This window comes from Dietzia sp. B19 (genome assembly GCF_014145155.1).
Taxonomy (GTDB): domain Bacteria; phylum Actinomycetota; class Actinomycetes; order Mycobacteriales; family Mycobacteriaceae; genus Dietzia; species Dietzia natronolimnaea.
In genome coordinates this window covers 1-3,375 of the sequence record NZ_JAALED010000330.1, presented here as the reverse complement: position 1 = coordinate 3,375, position 3,375 = coordinate 1, and the positions used below count along the sequence as shown (strand labels likewise).

The following is a 3,375-nucleotide window of genomic DNA, read 5'->3' as shown; positions in this document are numbered from 1 at the left end:
TTCCCCTCCCCCGGCTCTCCGCGCCGGCGTCCCGCGCCCTCGCCGCGGCCGGGATCACCGACCTCCGCCAGTTGGACGGAACGCCCGAGAGGGACGTTCTGGCGCTGCACGGGGTCGGCCCCTCCCAGCTCGGCGTGCTGCGCGACGCACTGTCCGCGGCGGGGCTGTCCCTCGCCGATCCGCTCTCGCGGCCCCGCGCCACCGGCCGCAACGACAACACGGCGTTTCTCGAGACACCGGGCTCCCCACGGCAGTGGATCGAGGGGTTGCCCACCGCCCGGCGGGTGGAGGACGGCCTGCGCCTGCTCGAGCTCTTCGGCGAGGTCACCGGCGAACCACCGTCCATGTGGGGCCCGTCGATCGTGGGCTACGGCACGCACCACTACGTGTACGACAGCGGTCGTGAGGGCGACACCCTCCGGGTGGGCTTCAGTCCCCGCGCCTCCGCCATCAGCCTCTACGGACTGCTCGGGGCCCCGGGAGCCGACGCGTTGCTCGCGACGCTGGGGCCGCACAAGACCGGCACGGGGTGCCTCTACGTGACGACCCTGGCCCGGATCCGGGAACCCGTGCTCCGCGAACTCGTGGCGGCGGCGTGGGCGCAGCCGGACTGACGCAGCCAGAGCGTCGCCGGTGACGGTCGCGTCAGTCCCGCGGTAGCGGCTTGACCATCGGGAACAGGATCGTCTCCCTGATGCCCAGCCCGGTGAGCGCCATGAGCAGACGATCGATCCCCATACCCAACCCGGTGGTGGGCGGCATCCCCTGCTCCATCGCGGCCAGGAAGTCCTCGTCCAACACCATCGCCTCGTCGTCACCGGCCGCGGCGAGCCGCGCCTGGTCCTCGAACCGGCGACGCTGGATCACCGGGTCGACGAGCTCCGAGTAGCCGGTCGCCAGCTCGAACCCACGGACGTAGAGGTCCCACTTCTCGGTGACCCCCCGATCCGTGCGGTGATCGCGGGTCAGAGGGGAGGTCTCCACCGGGAAATCGCGGACGAACACCGGCCCCTCGAGCTGGTCACCGCACAGGTGCTCCCACAGCTCCTCGACCAGCTTGCCGTGCAGCCAGCCCCTGCCCGAGGGCACCTCGAGCCCGACCTCGCCGGCCAGTTCCGTGAGTTCCTCGACCGTCGAGTCGACCGTGACGGTGTCCTCGTCGGTGTTCCCCACCACCTCGGGGTGCTGCGCGCGCAGGGCCTCGTTGAGCGAGGGGTACATACGCATCTCACGCCACTGCCCGCCCAGGTCGTACTCCGTGCCGTCGGCGAGGGTGACGGTGGTGGTGCCGAACACCTCGCGCGCGACCTCCTGGATGACCTCACGGATCATCGTGGCGGACGTGTCGTAGTCCCCGTAGGCCTGGTAGGTCTCGAGCATCGCGAACTCGGGGCTGTGTGAGGAGTCCACACCCTCGTTCCGGAAGTTGCGGTTGATCTCGAAGACCCGCTCGATGCCGCCCACCACGCATCGCTTGAGGTAGAGCTCGGGGGCGATGCGCAGGTACAGGTCCAGGTCCAGGGCGTTGGAGTGCGTGACGAACGGCCGGGCGGCGGCGCCGCCGTGCAACGTCTGCAGCATCGGCGTCTCCACCTCCAGGAACCCCCGCCTGTCGAGGGCGTCCCGCAGGGCCCGGACGACCTTGATGCGGGTGACCGCGTTGCGCCGGGCCGTGTCGCGCATGATGAGGTCGGTGTAGCGCTGACGGACGCGCGTGTCCTCGCTCAGTTCCTTGTGCGCCACCGGCAACGGACGCAGCGACTTGGCCGCCAGCACCCACGAGTCGGCCATGACGGACAGCTCGCCGCGCCTGGACCGCACCACGCGGCCGGTCACCGAGACGTGGTCACCGAGGTCCACGTCCTGCTTCCACGCCTCGAGCCGCTCCTCGCCCACGTTGGCCAACGAGAGCATCGCCTGCAACTGCGGGGCGAACGAGTCGGGCCCGCCCTCGGTCGCCGGGACCGACAGGTCGGCGTCCGGGCTCACGCCGTCCTGGAGTCGGACGAAGCAGAGCTTGCCCGTGTTGCGGACGAACAGCACGCGGCCCGCGACGGAGACCCGGACGTCGGTCTCCTCCCCGGGCTCGAGGGCGACGAAGCGCGGATCCGAGGCGATCTCGACGAGCCCGTGCGTGCGGGGGACCTCGACCGGATAGGCGTCGACGCCGGAATCGAGGATGCGCTGCCGCTTGTCGCGACGGATACGCAGCTGCTCGGGGGTGTCGTCGGCGGGCTCGGTCGCGGCGGGGGTCGAGTCGGTCACGACTCCCGAGGATAGTCGTCCCTATGCGGCGGGGCCGAACCCGTCACCGCGCACGTGGTCGAGGACGTGGAGGTCGAACCGGTCCGACAGCTGCTCGATGGCGGCCGCCGCCCGGACACTGTTGCCGTGCTCGTCCAGGCGCGGCGAGTAGGCCGCGATCCCGAACTTACCGGGAACCACCGCGAACAGACACCCCGACACCCCGCTCTTCGCGGGCAGTCCGACCTGGTAGACCCAGTCGCCCGCCGCGTCGTACATGCCGCAGGTGAACATCACGCTGTTGGCGTAGCGGACCGCCTTGCGCCCGAGGATCCGCTCGTCGCTGCCGGGCTTCAGACCGCCGTTCGCGAACATGGCGGCCATGTGGGCGAGTTCCCGGACGTCCACGCGGACCGCGCACTGGCGTCCGTACCCCGCCACCACCTCGTGGGGGTCGTCCGCGAGGGTGCCCTCCTCGGCGAGGAGGTGCGCGAGCGCCTGGTTGCGGTGTGCGCTCTTGGCCTCGATGTCGGCGATCTCCTCGTCGACCTCCACGTCACGGCCGACGAGGCGGGAGAGCAGTGCGCGGATGTGCTCGAAGCGCGAGACCTCGTCGTCGTCGGTGTCCCCGACGAGCGCGTGGGCGGCCAACGCCCCGGCGTTGACCAGACCGTTGGGTGCCCGGCCGGTCCCGGCCTCGAGGGAGATCTCGTTGAAGGCGTCCCCGGAGGGTTCGACCCCGATCCGCTTGGCCACCTCGTCCACGCCCTTCTGGTCCAGGGCCAGGGCGTACACGAAGGGCTTGGAGGCGGATTGGAGATCGAAGCGGATGTCGTCGTCCCCCGCCGAGGTCACGGTGCCCTCGAGGTCGCACACCGCCATCGCCAGGGCGTCGGGGTTCGGGTGTTCGTAGTCGCCGAGGTGCGGGACCAGTTCGCCCGAGGAGTCGTCACGGACCTCGTCGAGGATGCCCTGGAGAAGGTCTGCCGAGATGTGGTCCGTCATGGACGCGACCGTACCGGGGCCGGTGCCCGCGCGCCCCCGGTCGGGCGTGGTGCCGCGCTCAGTGCGCCGAGATCGCGGATCGCTCGCGCAGCAGGTGCTCGGCGTCCGAGAGCAGGCCGAGCGCCC

General features: G+C 71.0%; 3 protein-coding genes. 1 reads left to right on the top strand and 2 read right to left on the bottom strand.

Annotated elements, in window-relative coordinates; translation table 11 throughout:
* Positions 1-614 (top strand): DUF1801 domain-containing protein (locus G6020_RS10045; RefSeq protein ID WP_182610521.1); only part of this gene is annotated, 614 nt, incomplete at its 5' end.
* Between the two features lie 31 nt (positions 615-645).
* Here the strand turns inward: G6020_RS10045 and lysS are convergent.
* A complete protein-coding gene (lysS, locus tag G6020_RS10040) occupies positions 646-2,265 on the bottom strand; it encodes a lysine--tRNA ligase (protein ID WP_179524485.1) in 1,620 nt (539 codons plus the stop codon).
* Positions 2,266-2,286: 21 nt separating this feature from the next.
* A complete protein-coding gene (glsA, locus tag G6020_RS10035) occupies positions 2,287-3,249 on the bottom strand; it encodes a glutaminase A (RefSeq protein ID WP_179524484.1) in 963 nt (320 codons plus the stop codon).
* Between the last annotated feature and the right edge of the window lie 126 nt (positions 3,250-3,375).